The organism is Nocardiopsis sp. NPDC055824 (genome assembly GCF_053616335.1).
Genome location: NZ_JBSHDN010000121.1, coordinates 1 through 19,610 on the forward strand (window position 1 = coordinate 1; position 19,610 = coordinate 19,610).

The window sequence follows — 19,610 nt, forward strand, 5'->3', positions numbered from 1 at the left end:
ATGGTACTGCCCTGTGGTGGGGTGGGAGAGTAGGTCGCTGCCACGGTTTTTTGTAGGGGAGGGGGTTGCCTTGTGGGCGGCCCCCTCCTTTTTTGTGCGCATGTTTGTGCGTTTGTGAATCGGGTGGTGGGCAGGAGTGGTGGTGGGGGGGTGGGGTGGTCCCCCCTTGTTTCCAGGAAAGCGGAGTGGGGGTGTGCCGCGCCAGGGGAGGATGCCGCCTGTGGACGAGCTGCCGCCTGTGGACAACACGGGGCCCGCAGGCGCTCACGGCCTCCAGGAGGCGGGTGAGGGCTTTCCGTGCGCGTCGCCGGGGCCGCACACCCGACGACCCCGCCCGTGCCCGTCGGGGGGACGTGAGCCTTCGGGGGGCAGGACGCGCCACCGGCCCTCTTCCGCGTCCCGCGGGCGGTCCCGGAGCGGTGCCGGGCCGACCTCGGCCGGCGGGGGCGCCGCACGGGGTGACCGTGCCTGCCGTGCTCGGGATCTCGGCACGGGCACCACAGGAAGCGCCTCATCCCCGGACCCGGCCGCGGGCACCGGGAGGAGGCGCCCGTCGCAGCGGGACCGGATGCACCAGGGGGCGGGGTCCCGCACAGACAGCGCCTGGGTGGGGCGCTCGGAAGTGCGCGGGGGAGGCGGCCGGAATTGGGGAGCCGCTTTTTCTCAGTCCTCGTCGGCTTCGGGGGAGTCGATGAGCTGCCGCAGCAGCGCAACGAAGTCTTCTTCGCTCATCGCCGACCAGTCCACGTGCTCGTTCATGCTCTGCGGTTTTCCCAGCCTGCGGACCAATAAGCCTGCGGTGGCCGAATTGCTTTGAGAAGACTGGGTTAACACCGCGTTGGCGCAGGTGGAGGAACCGTGGACAAGCGGGGCTGAGCCCCTCGCGGACCTTTTCCGGGTTCCTCCCCCGCCACGTCTCAGACGCGCTGCTGGAGGGCGCTCCGGCACTCGGGGCAGCGGCACCGCTTGTTGTACCCGGTGACGGTGCCGTGCGGCAGGGAGGGGTCCCGCTGCTCGGTGAGCGTGAAGTCGAGCTGGTCGCCGAAGGCTGTGAGGACCCGCGCGGTCGAGAAGACCTGCTTCGGGGTGATGCCCAGTTCGGTCGCCGCTTCGTCGATGTGCCTCCCCATGCGGAGTTTCGCGATGAGACGGGACCGGGTACTCGGCGGCATCTGGGCCTCCGCGTTCGCGATCAGCTGCTCGGCGTCGTCAATGGGGTAGCTCATGGGTTTCCTCTATGTGTGCGGGTACGCCTGCCGCAGCAGGCACCTCAAGCATCGTACGCGGTTTCTTCCCGCTGGTATCGGGGTGAGACATAGGTGACAGGCGATGCCGAACCCCGTCTCCGCCCGGGTCGCCCTCCAGCGGTCTCCCGTCCCTTCGTGCCGGTGTTCTCCTCGGCTGCCTCCGTCGGTCCGTGTTGTTCGACCCTGAGTGGTCCATGTTGTCACTGTGACTGAGGAGAAGGACAAAACCTGGAGTGTTCGATGATGAACATGCGCCTCCCAGTTCCTCAACCTGGCTACTTAATGTGACAAAAGGCAGGTTTGCCGCCCATGAGGGTGGAAGGAGGGAACCTGTAATGCATCGAATCTGCTGCTCTTTTCTAGAAACGCATTGCTAGATGCTAGGCGCCGTGTTTCGCTGGTGTCCTACCATCTTCGCTCTGCGTCATTGGATGAGCCTCATGACCAGCCCCACGGTTCGTCGTCGGCGACTGTCCGCCGAACTCCGCCGCCGCCGAGTCCAGGCCGGCCTGACCCTCAGCGATGTCGCAGAGGAGCTGGAGTGGTCCCCGGCCAAGCTCGGACACATCGAGACGGGTATCCGCAAGTGGCCCTCCGTCATGGAGATCGCGGCCCTCCTCCGCCTGTACGGGGTGACGGGAGGTCAGCGCGAGGCCATCCTGACCCTGGTCCGGGAGTCCCGGCTCCGACCCTGGTGGACCGAGTACGAGGACGTCCTCTCCTCCGCCTACGTCGGCAACGAGGCCGGGGCCGTGTCCGTCCAGACGTACGCGGGCATCCTCGTCCCCGACCTCCTCCAGGTGCCCGACTACACCGCCTCGGTGGCCCGTGCCCTGGGGCACGGGGACCGGGGGGCCGACCGCATGGTCGCGGCCTACCTCAAGCGCCAGGAGGTCCTCGACCACGGCGGACTCGAGCGCTACCACGCCGTCCTCGAGGAGGACGCCCTCCACAGGATCGGTTCCGACCTGGAGCTGTTGCGGGCGCAGACCTCCCGGATCGTCGAGCTGGCGACCGGGTCCGACCGGGTGACGGTGCAGCTGCTGCCCACCTCGGCCGGGCCCCACCGCGGGGTGGCGGGCCCCTTCTCCGTCCTGGAGTTCGACGAGGACGAGTCGGCGCTCGCCTACGTCGACGCGACCCAGGGAGGGTCGATCGTGGAGTCGGACGAATCCGTCCGCGCCTGCAAACAGGTATGGTCCGAACTCACCGGCACAGCGGCGTCTCCGCAGGCCACCATCGGGATCCTGCGGAGGATGGCGCTGCTGACCTGACCCCGTCGGCGCCCCGGCAGGGGGATCGACGCCAGAAGTTGGTGCGAATCGGTCCACCGTGGCAGGGACCGCCCCCGATGGCTTGCTAGTCTGCTAGGTGACAACCTCATAAAGTTCTCCACGGAGCCCCCGTCCCCTGACGGGAGCCCGTGTGCACGCACCGGATCAACGAAAGGGTCCAGACAGTGAAGAAGATCATCGTTCTGGCGCTGGTGGCCCTCGGGGCTTTCGCCGTCTACCGCAAGATCCAGGCGGACCGCGCCGAGCTCGACCTGTGGACCGAGGCCACGGCGGCCAGCGAGAGCTGACCACCGGGCCGCCCGGCAGCCGCGAGCGGCCGGGTGGGCGCCATCGGGCGAACCGGGGGTGGGCGCGGCGCGCGCCGTCCCGGATCCCGCTCATCAGTGACACGAAGACGTGGGTGGGCCGACAATCCTGTGGCGCGACCCACGGCTTTGTGCTGTCACGGGTCCTCCCCGGCGACCGCATGATCGCAGACGCCTCCGAGGACGGTATGCTCTGCATAGCGGCCCGGGCCTGAAGCCCGGGTTCCGCGGGGCCATAGCTCAGCTGGCAGAGCGCCGGTTTTGCATACCGGAGGTCAGGGGTTCGACTCCCCTTGGCTCCACAGCGAGAACGCGCAGACCAGACGTTGTGACGGGGACTCCCTACCGGGGGTCCCCGTTTCGCGTTTCCGGTCCCTGGACCGGTTGTGGACCGGACGGCGTCGGTCATGCCGCAAGCGCCGTAACAAGCGCTGACGGGAGGGCCCGGGGTAAGAGAGATACCCCGGGTCCGCCCCTCCTCTCAGGATCGCACACACCACCCCCCGAGCAGGAAGGCAGACCATGAGCACGAAGACCGCCGTCCGGATCGCCTACGCGACCCTCACTCTCGCCCTGGTCACCGCCGTCATCGGCACCCTTTCCCAGGGCACCCCCTGGTGGATCTGGGCCGTCCTGGCCCTGGTCGCCGTCGGCGTCGTCACCGTCCACATCCTGGCCCGCCGCGCCGGCCTCATGTAGACGCGAACGCCGGCGTCCCGTCCGGCGCAGGAGCGGACCGTCCGGTCCCGCCTGCCGGGTTGTCCGGGGCTCTTCCGACCGCGTGGGGGTCACGTGCGGTGCCCCTGCGAGGGCGCCTGCACCTCGGACTCACGGAACCGGCGGTGACCGCCCGGGGGCATGAGGCTGCCGATCCGCCCGGCGAGCGCCCACCTGGTGACCGTCTCGGGATCCACCCGGAACAGGCGGGCGACCTCCGCCGGGGTGAGCAGGGGGCCGGGATCGGGCATCTGGTCGGTCGTCACCGGTTCTCCCCCTCTCCGTCCTGCCGGTGCATGTGGTCGCCCTGGTGGTCGACGGCTTCCTCTCCCTGGTCGGTGAGCGGTGCGTCGTCAGGGTCGGGGCTGGTCACGGTGCTCACCTCGTGGTGCGGGAACGGACGGCGCGGTGCGGGCGCGCTTGCGGGGAAGGCGCCCGCCGGACCGGCCGACCAGCCGCCGGTTCCGTCGACCGGTGTTCGCCCTATGAGTGCTATAAGGAGAAAAACCCGAATGGGGACATGTGCCCGTATTCAATGGGACCTGGGGTTCGAAAGTAGGAATTGTGTTCGGTTACCAATGAGTAGCGCAAAGTTCGGCCGTCCGTGATGTGAAAAGGGGGGCCCTGGGGAGGTGGCCCGCGTGCGAACCCGGAGTGCCTATAGTCCGTTCGGGTGAGAAGGATGACGGAGAGTCCACTTCGGCCGTGCGCGTCCGGGTGGGGCCAGTCACTCATGGGATGGCATGAAGTCGCAGGTCATAGGGCTTGTCGGTGAATGGTCTGCCCATGACCTTTCATTCCGGTTACGTGGACCCGCCCGTACCACATGCGGTGACTCTGCGTGTGTGTATGATGACACTCCCTCTCAGTGCAATGGTCCTACTGGGCCATATGAGAAATAGGCCTCTTGGGGTCTGTTGGTGAACTGGGACGATCCGTAGTTTCGACACCAGCGACAACGAGGAAGACACCGCGCCGAAACGATCGACCGCCGAAGACGGCCCGTACGGCCCCCCGTACGTGCTCCGGCCCCGTCATCGGATCGGTCCGCTTCTCCTCACCGCCGACGGTCGCGCCGGTCGGCGGATTTCCGATCACCACACATGCTGATCTTGGGAGTGGGGCAACATGTGGAATGAGAAGATGGCAGCCCGTGCCAAATGCCGGGAGATCGATCCTGACGCCCTGTTCGTGCAGGGTGCGGCGCAGAACCGCGCCAAGCTGATCTGCCGGGGATGCCCGGTGCGTACCCAGTGCCTGGCGGAGGCGCTGGACAGCCGTATCGAGTTCGGTGTCTGGGGAGGCATGACCGAACGCGAGCGCCGTGCCCTCCTGCGTCGCCGCAAGGACGTGGTCAACTGGTACGAGCTGCTGACCAGTGCCGAACGCCGCTACGAGGCGGAGCAGGCCCGGCAGGACGACCTCCGCTCGGGGGCCGTCGCGCCGGTCGGCACCGCCGCGGAGACCCCTGCCGCGGAGGCCGATGCCGCCCCCGTGGCCGTTCCGGTCCACGTGGCGGAGGCGGCCCCGGTCCCGGTCGTGGTGCGGGCCTGATCCGCGGCGCGGGCGGCTGAGCCGGACCGGCCTCCGGGGAAGGGGCGTCCCCGGACCCGGTCGGGCAGACGAAAGTCGTGGTCCGCCTCCACCCCAGGGGGGAGGGCAGGATCAGGGGAGGATCAGGGACGGCCCCGATGGCGGTGGCCGAACCTGTGACGCATGATGGTGGGAGTACGGCTGAACTGGGCCGTGCTCCCGTCGTCGTTGGGAGTGGGAGTGGCTGTGCAGGACCCTCAGTATCCGGCGAGACGCCCCTGGGAACCGCAGGCCCAGCCGCAGATTCGCCTCACCGACGCGCAACGCGACTCCGTCATCCAGGTGTTGCAGGAGGCCTTCAGCCAGGGCCAGCTCGACGAGGAGGAACTCGACGAGCGGACCGGCAAGGCCATGAAGGCCAAGTTCGGCGCCGACCTGGCCCCTCTGACCGAGGACCTCGGAGTGGCGCCTCAGGGCTCCACCGCCGGATCGGGGGCGTCCCCGTTCGGCTCGCCCGGCGGAGGCGGCGGGCAGAGGCCCGGACCCAGGGAGCCCCTGCCCAGTACCCCCGTCGAACGCGTGGTGGCCGCGGTCGGGCACGGCGGCAACTACCTCTTCCCCGTGGTGGCGCCCCTGGTGCTGTTCCTGGCCAGCGACAAGATCTCTCCGTACGTCCGGCGCCAGGCCATGGAGTCCCTCAACTTCCAGCTCTTCTGCCTCGTCGGAGGCATCGCGAGCCTCCTGCTCGCCTGGCTGGTCCTGCCGATCGTCGTGGTCGTCGCCATCGCCCTGGGCTGGGCCGTCCTGCCGGTCATCGCGTCCGTGGCCAGCCTCACGGGGCGGAACTGGCGCTACCCGACGCCCTACCGCTTCCTCAAGGACGACTGAGCCGGCCCACGTCCCCGGTCCCGGCACGACGGGGCCGGGGCGGGAGGACCCGCCCCGGCCGGAAGGGATGAAACCGCCGCGTCGGCGGGGGCCGGTCGCCCTCGCCGCCGGACGCGGTGGTCCGTCTGTCGTCGTGTCGTCGTCCTGCCGGGCACCCGTCGGTCGGCCTCTACCGGCCGGGGCGCCCGTTCTCCTTGGCGCGGTTGTCGCCCGAGGCGGCGCGGACGGTCTCCTTGGCCTTGCCCTTGGCGGCCTTGGCGGTCTCCGTGGCCTTGTCGGCCGCGTCGGAGGCCTTCTCCTCCAGGTTCTCGCGGGTCTCGCGGACCTGGTCGCGGGCCTGGTCCAGGTGCTCCTGCCACTCCGCGTCCTGCGACGCCTGCCGCAGGCGGATCAGCGAGTACACCACCACGCCGCCGACCACGGCGGCGCCGCCGATCAGGAGCCCGCGGGGGATCCGGCGGCCTCCGCGGCTCAGCAGCCGCAGCCCTCTGCGACCCGGGTTCGGGTCGACGCGTTGCGCCGCGGCGCTGAGGAGCCCGGCCACGCGGGGCGCCACGGTGTCCTCCACGCGCAGCGCGGCGGTCTCCAGTCGGGGGGCGGTCCAGCCACGCGCCTGGAGGAGCCTCAGGGAAGCCTGGTCCCGTGCCTGGTCGGCATACGGGCCGAGCCGGTCGGCCTGCTCCTTGGCAAGGTCCTGCAGACGGGCGAGGGTCGCCTCGGCCTCCTTGCGACGCTTGGCAGTGTTAGGCACGTCGTCAGCTCCTTCGATCGTTCACCGGTTCCTACGGTCCCCACCCGGCGTGGCCGACGCGTCGAGCCACGATGGGCGGCTCCTCGTCGTCCTTCCCCGTTATCCGGGTGTTATCTCAACATACGTCCTCTCCGTCGGCGATCGGAGTTTCGACACCAACGGACGGATTCTTCTCCGTCCCCTCCTTCCCACGTATCGCCGTCCCTCACACCACACCGGCATGCTCCGCCCCACACTGCCCGGCTCCGGGACGGTCCGCCGGGTTTCGGACGAGCCCGGGAAGCGGACGGGTAACGTGAGCACGTAAACGAAGTCGACCGAAAGGCACGTAGGTGTCGGACTCCAACGGTCAGCCCACTGCGCGGCTGAACACCTCCAAGGGAACCATCGTCGTCAAGCTGTTCGAGGAGGAGGCTCCGGAGACGGTCGCCAACTTCATCGGCCTGGCTGAGGGCACCAAGCAGTGGATGGACCCCACCACGGGCAAGCCGTCCAACAGCAGCCTGTACAACGGCACGATCTTCCACCGCGTCATCGACGGCTTCATGATCCAGGGCGGGGACCCGCTCGGCACCGGCCGCGGCGGCCCCGGCTACACCTTCAAGGACGAGATCCACCCGAAGCTGCGCTTCGACCGCCCGTTCCTGCTGGCCATGGCCAACGCCGGCCCCGGCACGAACGGCTCGCAGTTCTTCGTCACCGTGGAGAAGCCGTACTGGCTCGACGGCCGCCACACCATCTTCGGTGAGGTCGTCGAGGGGGACGACGTGGTCACCGCGATCTCCAAGGTCGACACCGACTCCCAGGACCGTCCCCGCGAGGACGTGGTGATCAACAGCATCGAGATCACCCGCTAGCCGACCGACGAGCAGGCCAGGACACCGAGGAGTGAGAGACAGACCATGACCGCGCCCCCGCCTCCGTCCGGTGCGGCACCGGAACCGGGGCCGACGGCCCCGCGCACCTGTTACCGGCACCCCGACAGGGAGACCGGGGTCAGCTGCACCAGGTGCGAACGGCCCATCTGCCCGGACTGCATGGTGGAGGCGTCGGTGGGCTTCCAGTGCCCCCGGTGCGTCGCGGAGGGGAACCGGGGCGTGCGCCGGGCCCGGACGCCCTTCGGGGGCCGGACCGTCGCCAAGCCCTACGTGACCTGGACGCTCCTGGGCCTGATGGCGGCCGGGTTCATCGCCCAGCTGGGCACGTCCGACCCCATCGGTCAGGCGGGTTACTCCGGGCTGATCCGGGAGTTCGCCATGCTCGGCTTCGGCCGGTGGGAGGACGGGACGCTCCGCGGTGTGATGACGGGCGAGTGGTACCGGCTGATCACCGCGGCGTTCCTGCACGGCAGCATCTTCCACCTGCTGTTCAACGGGTACGCCCTGTACGTCCTCGGGACGCAGCTGGAACGCTGGCTGGGCCACGGGAGGTTCCTCGCCCTGTGGGTGGTCGGCGCGCTCTCCGGTTCGGTGCTGAGCCTCCTGGCGGCGCCCACGCAGCTTTCCGTCGGCGCCTCCGGCGCGATCTTCGCTCTCTTCGGCGCGGTGCTCGTGATCGGCAAGAGGCTCGGCCTGGACCTGCGGATGGTGCTCGTGCTGATGGGGGTCAACCTCGTGTTGACCTTCGTGGTCCCGAACATCTCCTGGACCGCGCACATCGGAGGGCTGGTGGCCGGGCTAGCCGTCGGCGCCGTGTTCGCCTACCTGCCGGGCAGGCAGGCCAAGGCGTCGTCCCGGACGCTGACGCACGCCCTCCTGGTCGCCGCGCTCGTCGCCCTGCTCGCGGTCCTGGTGGCCGCTGCGCCGGTGATCGTCCTCGGCTGAGGGCCGGTGCCTCGTCGGCCCCGGGGGGTCCTCCTCCGGGGCCGACGTCGTTCCGTGGGTCCACCCCGGTGCGGGCATGGCGAACAGAGCTACCCACAGCCTGTGGATAACCCTGTGGAAAACATGGATATGGGCTGTTCAGGCCCTATAAGGGGCGCGGCTCGCACGACCGTTGACGGCTGCGTTCCGCGCACGTCCGAGACACCGCTCGCCCCGGGGGCGTCGGGTCGGTCGGGCGTTCGCTCGGCGGGGGTCAGTGCCAGCGCGTGGAGAGGACGACGGCCACGATGATCCCGCTGAAGCCGATCAGCAGGTTCCAGTTGTGCCAGTCCTGCATGTACGGGACGTGGTCGCCCGCGATGTAGTAGACCGCGATCCAGAGAATGCCGAGGGCGAAGAAGCCCAGCATCGTCGGCACGAGCCAACGCGGACTGACCTTCGGCTTCTCTTTGGAAGGAGGCGGAGTGTAGACAGCCTTCTTCTTGCGATCGTTGCGGGACTTGGGCACGGTCGCTGCTCCAGTACGGTGGGGCGGTTCGGAACGAGAACACAGTCTACGCCCAGGGGGGAGCCCCCGTCACCGGTGGGACGCCCGGGATCCGGGGCGCGGCCGCCGGCCCCGGAACGCCCCAGGCCACACGGGGCCGGAACGGCGGACGGGCCGCACCCCTCGGGGTGCGGCCCGCCGTCCCGCTCCGCGGAGCTCCTACTGCCAGGCCGGGTGCCACTCCTGCGGACGGAAGTCCTGCGGGCGGAAGACGAAGCCGTCCGGCCCCTCCAGCCCCGGCGGCGTCCCCCCCTGGCCCGGCGGGGTCCCCCCTTCGCCCGGCGGGGGCTCCTCGGATTCCGTCGGCGGCTCCTCCTCCGCCGGGGCCGTCGCGATCGTGACGGTCACCGTGGTGTTCGGCGCGACCATCTGCGCCGCCTCGGGCGACTGCGAGATGACCGTGCCCTCCGGCTCGTCCGCCGTCTCCTGCTCCTGGAAGGAGGCGGTCAGGCCCACCTGGCCCAGGGCGGACTCGGCTCCCCCGCGGGTCATGCCGCGGAGGTCGGGCACCGCCACCTGCTCGGGTCCGGAGGAGATGTACAGCGTGATCGCCGTGTCCGGGGAGGCGTCGTCGCCCGCGGGCGGGTCGGTGCCGATGGCGCTGCCCTCGGCGACTCTGTCGTCCGACCTCTGCTCCGGGGTGACGTTCTCGAAGCCCGCCTCGTTCAGGGTGCTGACGGCGTCGGCCTCGCTCTGGCCCTCCACGGAGGGGATCGCCACGTCGCCCGGCCCGGAGGAGACGAAGAGGACGATCTCCTCCGTCACCGCGGTCTCGCTCTCGGCGGGCGGGTCGGTCTCGATGACCGTGCCCTCCTCGACCTCGTCGTCGGCCCGGGGCTCGGAGGTGACGTCCTCGAAGCCCGCCTCGGTGAGGGCCGCCCGGGCCTCCTCCTCGGTGGATCCGGCGACCGACGGCACCGGCACCGTCTCCGGTTCGGCGGGACCCCGGTTGAACAGGACGAACACCAGGATCAGGGAGGCGATCACGCCGACGGCGAGGAGGACCCAGAGGGCGGCCTTGCCGGCGCCGCCCTTCTTCCGGTCGTCGTCGTACCGATCGTCGTCGTAGCGGTCGTCCTCGTACCGGTCGTCGTAGTCGTCGTACCGGTCGTTCGCGGGGGGGAGCGCCGTCGTCGCCCCGGCGGTGGCCATCGCCATGGTGCCCGCCTGCGTGGGCATCCCCGCCAGGCCGCGCTGGATGTCCGCCCGCATCTCGGCGGCGTTCTGGTAGCGCTCCTCGCGGTCCTTGGTCATGGCCCGGAGGGTGATGTCCTCCAGCCAGTCGGGGATCTGCGGGTCCACCTCGGTCGGCGGCACCGGGTCCTCGCGCACGTGCTGGTAGGCGATCGACACGGGGGAGTCGCCGGTGAACGGCGGCCGGCTCGTGAGGAGCTCGTAGAGCACGCAGCCCGTCGAGTAGATGTCGCTGCGGGGGTCCACCCGCTCACCGCGCGCCTGCTCGGGCGACAGGTACTGGGCGGTGCCGATGACCTGCGAGGCCTGGGTCATGGTCGCCTGGTCGTCGTTCATCGACCGGGCGATGCCGAAGTCCATCACCTTGACCTCGGCGTTGCGGGTCAGCATCACGTTCGCGGGCTTGATGTCACGGTGGACGATCCCGTTGTCGTGGCTGTACTCCAGCGCCTTGAGGATGCCGTCGACCAGTTCGGCGGAGCGTTCCGGCAGGAGCCTGCGGTCGTCGTCCAGGAGCTCCTTGAGGGTGCGCCCGTCCACGTACTCCATGACGATGTAGGGGATGGACACCCCCTCGACCATGTCCTCGCCGGTGTCGTAGACGGCGATGATGGCCGGGTGGTTCAGCGAGGCGGCCGACTGGGCCTCACGCCGGAACCTCGCCTGGAACACGTGGTCGCGTGCCAGGTCGTGTCGGAGGGTCTTGATGGCGACGAGCCGGTCGAGCCGCAGGTCGCGCGCGCGGTAGACCTCGGCCATGCCACCGCGCCCGACGACGACGTCGAGCTCGTAGCGTCCGCCAAGGAGCCGGGGCTGGGACATGTCGTGCACTGATCCTTGTGTCTTCCGGAAGCCGCCCGTGGGCCGCCGCCTACCCTGAGCGTCTCTCGCTCATTGCCTCGGTATCGAGATGCTGTCGGGGGGAGGTCCTCCGCCGTTGTCCTCGCCACCCGGGTCCGGGGGCGGGGGTTCCTCCTCGCCCGGTGTCTCCTCCTCCGACCCGTCGTCCTCGCCGCCCTCGGGAGGACTGCTCTCCTCTTCGTCCTCCTCCGGGAGGGATGGCTCCGTCGTCGGGGACGACTCCGTCTCCGGCGACCAGTCCGGCTGGTTGTCCGGCACCACGGGGACGTCCACCGGGGCGGACTCCTCCAGTTCCTCCGAAGGTGAGGAGGACGGCGAAGGACTCGTGGCCGGCGGCTCCACCGCGTCACGCACGGGGTCCACCTCGCGGTTGCCCCCGTAGAGGAAGCCGGCCACCACCGCGGCGACGATCAGGACCGTCGCCGCGACCGCGGCGAGCACCACGGAGGCGCTGATCCGGCGTTCGGAGGACCCTGCAAGCCTAGCGGAGTCCTCTTCCCCCACCGGGGTCACAGCCGCCTGACCGGCGGTTCGCCGGGACACCGGCCCCGTCCCGGGGTCGGGGACCGCGCCCACCACCATGGTCTGGGCCATGCCGTTGAACCCCGCGGAGGGGGTCGGCGGCCCGGTGCCCGCGTTGGAGCGGATGACCGCGGCCAGGTGGGCGACCTCGCTCGCCGAGGCCGGCCGCTCCTCGGGCTCCTTGAGGAGCAGGGAGGTCACCAGGTCGTCGATGTCGGCCGGGATGTCGTCGGGGAGTTCCGGCGGTTCGTCGCGGGTGTGGGCGAGCGCCAGCGCGACCGGGCTGTCGCCGGTGAACGGCGGGGTCCCGGCCAGGCACTCGTAGGCCACCACGCCGAGCGCGTACAGGTCCGACGAGGAGGTCGCCGGGCGGCCCGACGCCTGCTCGGGCGAGATGTACTGGGCGGTCCCCATGACCATGCCGGTCTGGGTGAGGGTCACCGACATGTCGCCGCGGGCGATGCCGAAGTCGGTCAGCTTGAGCTGCCCGTCCGGGGTGACCAGCAGGTTGCCCGGCTTGATGTCGCGGTGCACCACACCGCGTGCGTGCGCCGCCGCGAGCGCCTTGGCCGCCTGGCAGACGAAGTCGAGGGTCTGGTCCGGGCTGAGGTGGCCCTGTTCGCGCAGGACCTGGGAGAGGGGGTTGCCGACCACCAGCTCCATGATCAGGAAGGCGCGGCCGTCCTCCTCGCCGTAGTCGAAGACCTGCGCGATCCCGGGGTGCGAGAGGCCGGCGGTGATCCGGCCCTCGGTGCGGAACCGCTCCCGCGCGGTGGGCTCGGCCATCTGCGAGGGGTGGAGGAGCTTCACGGCGACGGGCCGGTTGAGCAGGGTGTCGGTGGCCTTCCAGACCGTACCCATGCCTCCCGAACCCACCTGTTCCTCCAGGCGGTAACGGTCGCTCAGAACGGTCCCGGTGAGATCACCGGGACCGTTCCGGGAAGACGGCTCGTAGGCACTCACTACTGAACCACTGCCTCCATCATCTGACGGGCGATCGGAGCGGCGAGCTCGTTTCCGCTGCCGCCGCCGAACTCGACGACGACCGCGACGGCGACCTGCGGGTCGTCGGCGGGGGCGAAACCGATGAACCAGTTGTGTGTGCTCTCCGTGCCCGTCTCGGCGGTGCCGGTCTTGCCGGCCACCTGGACGTTGGGGATCGCCGCGTTGGTACCCGAACCGCCCTCGCCCGTGACCAGGACCATCATCTCGGTCAGGTCCTGGGCGGTACTGGCGCTGACGGCCTGGGAGTAGCTCTCCGGACTGGTCTGCGTGATCACGGACAGGTCCGAGTCGCGTACCGCGTCCACCACGTAGGGTCGCATGACCTCGCCGCCGTTGGCCACACCCGCGGCCACCATCGCCATCTGGAGCGGGGTCGCCTCGACGTTGGACTGGCCGATGCCGGCGCGGCCGAGGATGTTGCGGTCCTCCTCCGGGGGCGCGAAGCTCGGGGTCACGCCGAGGGGGATCTCGAGCTCCTCCCCCTCCGGCGGGTTGAACCCGAACTTGGTGGCCTGCTCCGAGAGGGCGGTGCCGCCCATCTCGATCGCCCAGTTGGCCATCGAGGTGTTGCAGGAGATCTGGATGGAGTGGGCCAGGGTGTCGGGCTGGCCGCCGTTGCAGGTCCCGCCGGGGGTGGCGTTGGGCAGGTCGTGCCCCAGCGACAGCCGGTCGGGCGCGTCCATGGTGCTGTCCGGGCTCGCGTCGAGGGTCTCGATGGCCGCCGCGGCGGTCACCACCTTGAACGTCGACCCCGGGGGGTAGCGCTCGTTGAGGGCCCGGTTGAGCAGCGGCTTGGCCGGGTCGTTCTCCAGCGCCACGTAGTTGTTGGTGGCGTCCTCGAGGTCGGTGATGCTGACGACCTCGTTGGCGTCGTAGGACGGGTAGGACACCGCGCCCAGGACCGCCCCGGTGCTGGGGTCGATCGCGACGGCCGCGCCGTTCTTGCCGCCCAGGCCCGCGAAGGCCTCGTAGCCGGCCTCCTGCACCTCGGGGTCGAGGGTCAGCTGGACCTGCGCCCCCTCGGGCTCGCGGCCGGTGATGATGTCGCGGAAGTTGCGCACGGCCAGGCGGTCGTCGGACCCGTCGAGCAGGGTGTTCTCGGTGTCCTCGACACCGGAGGCGCCGTACGTGCGGAAGGAGCCGACGATCGGCGTGTACAGGCCGCCGCCGGTGTACTCGCGCTGGTAGCGGGCGGGCTCGCCCTCCGGGGAGACGTTCTCCGAGAAGGCGACGTTCTCCCCCGCGACCTGGATGGGGCCGCGCGGCTCGCTGAGGCGCTCGCTGTACGTGCGCCGGTTGAGCGGGTCGGCGCGGATGGAGTCCGCCTGGAAGCCCTGGATCCAGGTGATGTTGAGCATCAGGATCCCGATGAGGATCAGGGCGAAGACGCTCAGCCTGCGGATGGGTGTGTTCATCGTCGGATCACCTGGGTCGCGCCCTCGTCCTGGATCGACTGCGGTGCCGGGCGGCGCGCGTTGTCACTGATGCGGAGCAGGATGCCCATCATGATCCAGCTCGCCATCAGCGCCGAACCGCCGGCGGCCATGAACGGCGTGGTGGAACCGGTGAGCGGGATGACGCGGGAGATGCCGCCGAGCACGATGAACACCTGGTATGCGAGGACGAACGCGATGCCGCTCGTCAGAAGCTTGTTGAACGGTCCGGTCGCCGCGAGCGCGATGCGCATGCCGCGCTCCACCAGGAGGCCGAGGACCATGAGCACGGCCAGCAGACCGGTCAGACCGAGCTCCTCCCCGATGGACGCGAGGATGAAGTCGCTGTCCGCGGCGAAGGTGTTGTGGGCCTGGCCGCCGCCGATGCCCGTGCCGAAGAGCCCGCCGTAGGCCATCCCGACCAGGCCCTCCACGAGCTGCTGGCTGCCGCCGACCGCCTCGTAGACCTCCTGGTCGAACGTGTTGATCCAGATGTTGACGCGGGCCCGGACGTGCCAGAAGAGGAAGTAGGCGAGCGTCGCGCCGCCGGCGAACATGACCAGGCCGATGGTCACCCACGAGGAGCGCTGAGTGGCCACGTACAGCATCGCCAGGAACGTGCCGAAGAGCAGCAGGGAGGTGCCCAGGTCGCGCAGGACCACCAGCATGCCGATCGCCAGCAGCCAGCCGACCAGGATCGGGGCCAGGTCGCGGGCGCGGGGCAGCTCGATGAGGGTGAAGCGGCCGACCTTGATCGGCTTGCCGACGATCTGCAGCACCTGGCGCTTGCTCATCAGGTAGGACGCCAGGAAGATCACCAGGGCGATCTTGGCGAACTCCGACGGCTGCATGGTGAACGGACCGATCTTGATCCACAGCTGGGCGCCGTAGACGGCGTGGCCCAGGCCCGGGATGATCGGGAGCATCAGCAGCACGATCGCGACCAGGGCGCTGATGTAGGTGTAGCGCTGAAGGATCCGGGGGTCCTTCAGGAAGACGATGATCAGGAAGCAGCAGATCAGGCCGACCGCGGTCCAGACAAGCTGCATGCCGACGCCGGCGCCCTCGATGTTCTCCTCGTGGGAGGCGTTCAGGCGCCAGATCATCGCCACGCCGATCCCGTTCAGGAACAGGGCGCACGGCATGATCAGCGGGTCCGCGTAGGGGGCGAGGAAGCGCATCGCCACGTGGGCGACGGCGGAGAGGGCGCCGAAGGTCAGGCCCACGGTCCACATCGCGGAGGGGACCCTGCCGTTGAGGTTGAGTCCGGCGATCGCGATGCCCGCCATCGTGATGAGGATCGCGATGACGGTGAGGACCAGTTCGGCGTTGCGCCGTTTGACCGGGGGCAGCGCGGTCGGCGCCTCCGGTGCTGACGTGCTGCTCAAGCCGGACTCACCCGGTCCCTTCCTCGGAGCCGGTCCCCCGGTCGCCGCCGGCGGGGCCCGAGCCCTGGTTCAGCCTCTCGACGCTCTCCCGCGCGGCCTCGAGGCTCTCCGCGGGGATCGTGTTCTCCACGGCGTCGCGGTCCGCGTCCGCCAGGGAGTCGAGGGCGATCTCGGTGTCCTCCAGCTCGTCCGACAGGCTGAAGCCGGCGATGTCGGTGTTGATGCCCTGGTAGATCGCGACGTTGCCGCTGGAGGACGGGCCGACGTAGTACTGGCTGTCCACGTACTGGCGGCCGAAGTAGTAGGTGGCCCCGGCGACGACCGCGACCACGACCACGAACACCAGCACCATCGGCCACCAGCGCCTGGTGCGGTACTCGGCGTCGGGCTCGGAGCGGCCCCGCCGGTCGGCCGGCGGCGACTCGTAGCCGTCGTAGCCGCCGTACTGCTCCTGGAAGGCGGGCTCGCCCGGGGCGTCGTCCCGCACGGGGTCCATCTCGGCGGTGTCCCCGCCGGTGCCGCGCAGTTCCTGCGCCCGTCTCGCGGGCGAGTCGTTGCCCTGCTCCGCGGCGTCGGGCTGCTGGTCGGCGGCGCCGACGACCTGGGCGGCGGGCGTGGGGCCCTCGCGGTCGGTGTCGGTCTCGATGACGTCGGCGACGACCACGGTGATGTTGTCCGGGCCGCCCCCGCGGATGGCCAGCTCGATGAGCTTCTTGGACGCCCCGCGCGGGTCGGACTCGGTCGCGAGGGTCTCGTGGATGGTCTTCTTGCTGACCACCCCGGAGAGCCCGTCGGAGCAGAGCATGTAGCGGTCGCCGACCTTGGCGTCGTTGATGGAGATGTCGGGGTCGACCGGGCTCTTGCCGTCCAGGGCGCGCAGGATGAGGGACCGCTGCGGGTGCGTGGCGACCTCCTCCTCGGTGATCTTGCCCTCGTCCACCAGGGTCTGCACCAGGGTGTGGTCGTGGGTGATCTGCTCGAAGCGGGGGCCGCGCAGCAGGTAGGCGCGCGAGTCGCCGATGTGGATGAGCGCGACGCGGGCGCCGGACCACAGCATGGCCGTCAGGGTGGTGCCCATGTTCTCCAGCTGCGGCTCCTCCATGATCCGGCGGGAGAGGGAGGCGTTCGCCTGCTCGACGGCGCGCTGGAGGACCTCGGGCATCTCGTCCGACGTGTGGGTCTCGGAGTCGAGGCGGCGGATCGAGGAGATCGCGATGGAGCTGGCCACCTCACCGCCCGCGTAACCGCCCATGCCGTCGGCCACAGCGAGGAGGTGCTGGCCGGCGTAGCCGGAGTCTTCGTTGCCTTCGCGGAGGCATCCAACATCGGAGTACGCCGCGTATCGGAGAGCGATTGTCATTTGCGCAGTTCCAGGACGGTTTTGCCGATACGGATGGGCTGACCCACCGTGATGGGCTGGGGGCGGTTCAGCTTCTGCTGGCCGAGGTAGGTGCCGTTGGTCGAGTTGAGGTCTTCGACGAACCAGCGGCCGTTCTCGGAGTAGACGCGCGCGTGCCGGCCCGAGGCGTAGTCGTCGGTGATGACGAGCGTCGAGTCGGGGGCGCGTCCGATGGTGATGGGTTGGGACCCCAGGTCGACGGTGGTGCCGGAGAGGGACCCCTGGGTCACGGCCAGCACGGTCGGCTCGTTGCGGCGCTTGCGCTGAGGCCGGGCCTGGGAGTGGGAGGGGGCGGGCGCCTCCCTGCGCTGGGCGGGGCGCGGGCCGGGCCGGGGCTTCTTCCGCGGTTTCTTCTTGGACGGGCCGAAGAGGTCCGTGCGAATGACGCCGACCGCCGTGAGGACGAACAGCCAAAGCACCGCGAGATACGCGATCTTGATCAATATGAGGGTCAAGTTGGACATCGAACTGCTCTTCAGCCCCTGTCGTGCTTCGGCCGGGGTAGCGGTCATCGGCGCCGCCACCGTGTCTTCCCCACCTTCGGGTCGGTGAGTGTCGAGGTCGCTGGTCGCGGCCTGCGGCCGCGGTCCGTGTGCCCGATCGGTCAGGTCTTCGCGGAGACTACCTTCCCGACCGGATATCCGACAGCAGGTCCGTATTCGACCCGCCCCGGGTACGACCTGTCAGACGCCGACGGAACGGTGTTGGTTGCGGTTCGCGCCGGGCCTGATCGGTCGATTGTGGCGGGGTTCTCAGTCGCGTCGGAACGTCATGGTGGTGCGGCCGAGGCTGATCCTGCTGCCGTCCACCAGACGGGCCTGCCTGACCTGCTGGCCGTTGACGAAGGTCCCGTTCGTGGACCCCTTGTCCACGAGGACGGCCTCGTCCCCGTCCAGGCGGATCTCGACGTGGTGACGGGAGACACCGTTGTCGACCAGTCGGAGGTCGCAGTCGGTGCCGCGGCCCAGGAGGGTCACCGGGGTCGTCAGCTCGAAGGACTGCTGCATGCCGTGGCTGGCGATGCTGCCCTCCGCGGTGGCGCCGCCCGGGGAGATCAGCAGGCGCGGACGCCCGCTCTGCTGCTGGCCGGCGGGCTGGCCGGGGTCGCCGACGGGCTGTCGGACCTCTCCCTCCGGACCGACCATGGTGCCGCGCACGACGCCGGAGCGGATGCGGAAGCGGCCGGTCTTGAGGCCCTCGTCGGACCTGAAGTGGACCCGGACCGGACCGACGAAGGAGTAGCCCTGCTCCGTCGCGTAGTCACGGGCGAGCTTGGACAGTTCCTGGCCGAGGCTGTCGGCGTAGACTTCGAGCCGTTCCTTGTCGCTGGCCGCGAGCTCGACGATGAAGTCGTTCGGGACCAGGGTGCGGCCCTGGGCGACGATGGCTGCCCGCTCGTCCATCTCACGCTGGACGGCGCTCGCCACCTCGACCGGCTGGAGCTCGGACTTGAAGGCCATCGCGAAGGTGCCTTCGATCATGCCCTCAAGCCTGCGCTCGAAGCGTTGGAGCACTCCCACGAGGTACCTCCCTTTTGTACTCCACTTCGTATGTGTAGACGATCGTAACCGGGCCCGGGTGTCCCTGGTTTCAGGCGCACCCCCGGGAGGGGGTCCGGGAAGGCCCCGGAGGAGGGGCCGAAATCGGTGTGCGACCCACGTTCAGACCGTGCTAGCCTTATCCATGTCGCCAGGGGAAACGGACGAAAAGCCCGGATCACCTGGCCACACAACTGAATGCGAGTCATCCGGGCGGGTGGCGGAACGGTAGACGCGCACGGTTCAGGTCCGTGTGTCCGAAAGGATGTGAGGGTTCAAATCCCTCCTCGCCCACTTTATCCGAAGCGGCCCTGGCCACCAGTAGACCTGGTGACCAGGGCCGCTTCGCTGTCGGCGGGCCTTCCGTATCCGGCGCGGCTCCGCCCCGGACGGCGGTCCCGGGCGGGGAGATCGTGAACCGATCGTCACCGGGAGTCCGATCGGACGGTGTGGCGCCGGGGACGGCCGCCGCACGCACGGATACGCCCGGATGGGACACTTCGGGCGTGGGAATCACCGAACGACTTCACGAGATCGGGCGACCGCTGGTCGCCGAGCAGCTGGCGCACCCGACCGTCGCGGGCATCTCCCGGGGAGACCTCGACGACCGCGCCTTCCGCTACTGGCTGGAGCAGGACCACCTCTACCTGCTCGACTACGCGCGCGCCTTCTCCCGCCTGGCCTGGCAGGCGCCCGACGGCCACCTCGCCGACCTGGTCGGCATCGCGCACAGCACCCTCAACGAGGAGCTGGAGCTGCACCGCTCCCTCTCCGGGGAGTTCGGCGCGGACCTGACCGTGAAGGACAAGGGCCCGGCCTGCGCCGCGTACACGTCGTGGCTCCTCGACGCCGCCGCCGACTACCGGGACGGCCTCGCCGCCGTCTACCCCTGCATGTGGGGCTACAACCAGCTGGGGCTGGCGCTCGCCGGGAACCGCCCGGAGGAGCCGCGCTACCGGCGGTGGGTCGACACCTACGCCGATCCCGGCTTCACGCGGCTGACGGAGCGGTACGGGCGCATGCTGGAGGAGGCCCGCCCCGACCCGGAGCGCGCGGAGCGCTTCTTCCTGGAGGGCATGCGCCACGAGGTCGCCTTCTGGGCCACCCCGTGGACACCCTGACGGCGCGCGGGAGCCGGGGCCCCGGGGCCGGGCCCCCGCGCGC

General features: G+C 69.9%; 18 protein-coding genes, 2 tRNA genes and 1 pseudogene. 10 read left to right on the plus strand and 11 right to left on the minus strand.

Features of this window, described 5'->3' with window-relative positions:
- Positions 1–917 precede the first annotated feature (917 nt).
- A complete protein-coding gene (locus tag ACWGL3_RS21550; protein WP_267947404.1) occupies positions 918–1,226 on the minus strand; it encodes a hypothetical protein in 309 nt (102 codons plus the stop codon).
- 461 nt (positions 1,227–1,687) lie between these two features.
- On the opposite strand from ACWGL3_RS21550, the gene ACWGL3_RS21555 reads away from it, so the two are divergent.
- The 4 genes from ACWGL3_RS21555 (at position 1,688) to ACWGL3_RS21570 (ending at position 3,546) form a co-directional block, all read left to right on the plus strand.
- Positions 1,688–2,521 carry a helix-turn-helix domain-containing protein gene (locus tag ACWGL3_RS21555; RefSeq protein ID WP_267947405.1) on the plus strand — a complete coding sequence of 278 codons (834 nt, stop codon included), beginning with the start codon at positions 1,688–1,690 and terminating at the stop codon, positions 2,519–2,521.
- A 185-nt stretch (positions 2,522–2,706) separates the two neighbouring features.
- Positions 2,707–2,829, plus strand: a complete 123-nt coding sequence (locus tag ACWGL3_RS21560) for a DLW-39 family protein (protein WP_014912962.1) — start codon at positions 2,707–2,709, stop codon at positions 2,827–2,829.
- Between the two features lie 247 nt (positions 2,830–3,076).
- Positions 3,077–3,149, plus strand: a tRNA-Ala gene (locus ACWGL3_RS21565).
- Positions 3,150–3,369: 220 nt separating this feature from the next.
- Positions 3,370–3,546: a hypothetical protein gene (locus tag ACWGL3_RS21570; protein ID WP_267947406.1), complete on the plus strand. Its 177-nt coding sequence runs from the start codon at positions 3,370–3,372 to the stop codon at positions 3,544–3,546.
- 89 nt (positions 3,547–3,635) lie between these two features.
- On the opposite strand, the gene ACWGL3_RS21575 is transcribed toward ACWGL3_RS21570, so the two are convergent.
- On the minus strand, positions 3,636–3,815 hold the full coding sequence (locus ACWGL3_RS21575) for a BldC family transcriptional regulator (protein WP_267950196.1): 180 nt from the start codon (positions 3,813–3,815) through the stop codon (positions 3,636–3,638).
- An 877-nt stretch (positions 3,816–4,692) separates the two neighbouring features.
- Here ACWGL3_RS21575 and ACWGL3_RS21580 point away from each other — a divergent pair.
- Positions 4,693–5,001 (plus strand): annotated as a pseudogene (locus ACWGL3_RS21580) (WhiB family transcriptional regulator); the annotation flags it as partial.
- Between the two features lie 342 nt (positions 5,002–5,343).
- Positions 5,344–5,985: a DUF1707 and DUF4870 domain-containing protein gene (locus ACWGL3_RS21585; RefSeq protein ID WP_267947407.1), complete on the plus strand. Its 642-nt coding sequence runs from the start codon at positions 5,344–5,346 to the stop codon at positions 5,983–5,985.
- 169 nt (positions 5,986–6,154) lie between these two features.
- Here ACWGL3_RS21585 and ACWGL3_RS21590 read toward each other — a convergent pair whose 3' ends face one another.
- Complete coding sequence (locus tag ACWGL3_RS21590) at positions 6,155–6,736, minus strand: hypothetical protein (protein ID WP_267947408.1); 582 nt, start codon at positions 6,734–6,736, stop codon at positions 6,155–6,157.
- A gap of 332 nt (positions 6,737–7,068) precedes the next feature.
- Here ACWGL3_RS21590 and ACWGL3_RS21595 point away from each other — a divergent pair, with 332 nt between their 5' ends.
- Positions 7,069–7,593, plus strand: coding sequence for a peptidylprolyl isomerase (locus tag ACWGL3_RS21595; RefSeq protein ID WP_267947409.1), 525 nt, complete (start codon positions 7,069–7,071; stop codon positions 7,591–7,593).
- A gap of 45 nt (positions 7,594–7,638) precedes the next feature.
- Entirely contained in the window at positions 7,639–8,559 is a 921-nt protein-coding gene (locus ACWGL3_RS21600; RefSeq protein WP_267947410.1) for a rhomboid family intramembrane serine protease, read from the plus strand.
- Positions 8,560–8,812: 253 nt separating this feature from the next.
- Here the strand turns inward: ACWGL3_RS21600 and ACWGL3_RS21605 are convergent, their stop codons facing one another.
- From ACWGL3_RS21605 to ACWGL3_RS21640, 8 genes are all read right to left on the minus strand, one after another.
- Complete coding sequence (locus ACWGL3_RS21605; RefSeq protein ID WP_267947411.1) at positions 8,813–9,067, minus strand: cell division protein CrgA; 255 nt, start codon at positions 9,065–9,067, stop codon at positions 8,813–8,815.
- Between the two features lie 198 nt (positions 9,068–9,265).
- A complete protein-coding gene (pknB, locus tag ACWGL3_RS21610; RefSeq protein ID WP_267947412.1) occupies positions 9,266–11,122 on the minus strand; it encodes a Stk1 family PASTA domain-containing Ser/Thr kinase in 1,857 nt (618 codons plus the stop codon).
- A gap of 69 nt (positions 11,123–11,191) precedes the next feature.
- Positions 11,192–12,646, minus strand: coding sequence for a serine/threonine-protein kinase (locus ACWGL3_RS21615; RefSeq protein ID WP_452461727.1), 1,455 nt, complete (start codon positions 12,644–12,646; stop codon positions 11,192–11,194).
- Positions 12,646–14,103 carry a peptidoglycan D,D-transpeptidase FtsI family protein gene (locus tag ACWGL3_RS21620; RefSeq protein ID WP_267947414.1) on the minus strand — a complete coding sequence of 486 codons (1,458 nt, stop codon included), beginning with the start codon at positions 14,101–14,103 and terminating at the stop codon, positions 12,646–12,648. Before ACWGL3_RS21620 ends, ACWGL3_RS21615 begins: the two co-directional genes overlap by 1 nt.
- Positions 14,100–15,509: an FtsW/RodA/SpoVE family cell cycle protein gene (locus ACWGL3_RS21625; protein ID WP_267947415.1), complete on the minus strand. Its 1,410-nt coding sequence runs from the start codon at positions 15,507–15,509 to the stop codon at positions 14,100–14,102. The genes ACWGL3_RS21620 and ACWGL3_RS21625 overlap by 4 nt, the downstream gene beginning before the upstream one ends.
- 7 nt (positions 15,510–15,516) lie before the next feature.
- Entirely contained in the window at positions 15,517–16,869 is a 1,353-nt protein-coding gene (locus tag ACWGL3_RS21630) for a Stp1/IreP family PP2C-type Ser/Thr phosphatase (protein WP_267947416.1), read from the minus strand.
- Positions 16,866–17,372 carry an FHA domain-containing protein FhaB/FipA gene (locus ACWGL3_RS21635; protein ID WP_267947417.1) on the minus strand — a complete coding sequence of 169 codons (507 nt, stop codon included), beginning with the start codon at positions 17,370–17,372 and terminating at the stop codon, positions 16,866–16,868. The genes ACWGL3_RS21630 and ACWGL3_RS21635 overlap by 4 nt, the downstream gene beginning before the upstream one ends.
- A gap of 288 nt (positions 17,373–17,660) precedes the next feature.
- Positions 17,661–18,428 carry an FhaA domain-containing protein gene (locus ACWGL3_RS21640; protein WP_431061473.1) on the minus strand — a complete coding sequence of 256 codons (768 nt, stop codon included), beginning with the start codon at positions 18,426–18,428 and terminating at the stop codon, positions 17,661–17,663.
- A gap of 229 nt (positions 18,429–18,657) precedes the next feature.
- Here ACWGL3_RS21640 and ACWGL3_RS21645 point away from each other — a divergent pair.
- Positions 18,658–18,740, plus strand: a tRNA-Leu gene (locus ACWGL3_RS21645).
- A gap of 212 nt (positions 18,741–18,952) precedes the next feature.
- Positions 18,953–19,567 carry a TenA family protein gene (locus ACWGL3_RS21650; RefSeq protein ID WP_267947418.1) on the plus strand — a complete coding sequence of 205 codons (615 nt, stop codon included), beginning with the start codon at positions 18,953–18,955 and terminating at the stop codon, positions 19,565–19,567.
- The last annotated feature ends 43 nt before the right edge of the window (positions 19,568–19,610 follow it).